Annotated in this window: 1 protein-coding gene; it reads left to right on the top strand. The window is 61.8% G+C overall.

The features are described 5' to 3' along the window. The coding region (locus ABIC44_RS19615) for a recombinase family protein (RefSeq protein WP_354297098.1) at positions 1 to 1,072 on the top strand (1,072 nt) is incomplete at both ends.

Genomic DNA, 1,072 nt, shown 5'->3' on the forward strand with positions numbered 1-1,072 from the left:
AAGGCGAACTCGTCCGTGGGCTGCTCGCGATCGACGAGGCAAAGGCAGACATGGTTCGCCAAATTTATCGATGGTTCGCTGGCGGCCTGTCGTCCGTCGATATCGCCACCCGCCTGAATGCTGAGGGTATTCCAGCACCTCGTGGCGGGGAGTGGAATGCCTCGACCATCCGGGGCGACCACAAAAAGCTGGTCGGCATCCTTAACAACCCCCTCTACACGGGACGGCTTGTCTGGAAACGTCGACACTGGCGCCGCGATCCGGACTCGGAAAAGCGCGAACGGCGCTATCAGCTTCGAGACCCCAGCGAGTGGATCGAGGTGGCAGTCCCGGACCTCCGCATCGTCGATGACAGTGACTTCGAGGCGGTGCAGGCGGAAATGAACGCCCGCAAGCGCACCACCACGTCGCTGCCGCTGGCCCAGGGTAATCGCAAGAAGCATCTGCTATCCGGCCTGATCCGATGCGGTTGCTGCGGGTCCAACTACACGATCAGCGGCAAGGACTATTATCGCTGCGCCGGTCAGAAGGAACGTGGCACCTGTGACAACAGGCTATCGGTCCGCAAGGGGCCTCTGGAAGAGGCAAGCCTGACGGCTATCCAACACCGTCTGCTCACCGAAGACCATGTACGCCTGTTCATTGCGGAATATGAGCGCGAAGCCACGCGACTTGCGCGGATCGACAGCCATGAGGCTGACACGGCCAGGATCCGTCTGCAGCAACTCGAGCGCGAACTCGGCAATCTATATGAAAATCTGCTTGCGGGTATCGCGACCCCTGCCCTCCGGCACATGATCGACGAACGGGAGACGGAGAAGGCCCGCCTGATTTTGCGAAATGCTACCGTCGACAGAGGGGTGGCTTCGCAACCCCCGCTTCCAACGCCATTCGTTCTGCAGGCTCAGTTTCGGGCGCGGATCGCCGCCTTGCGCAGCACGCTGGAAGATCCTGCGGTCCGCGGGCAGGCCGCATCAATCATGTCGCGGCTTATCGAGAGCGTGACGATCTATCCGGATGAACCGGAGGGTCCCGCGGCAGAGGTGGTGGCCAGCGTAGCGTCGCTGGTGGC

Origin of the sequence: Sphingomonas sp. 1185 (assembly GCF_040544655.1) — a bacterium.
Classification (GTDB): Bacteria; Pseudomonadota; Alphaproteobacteria; order Sphingomonadales; family Sphingomonadaceae; genus Sphingomonas.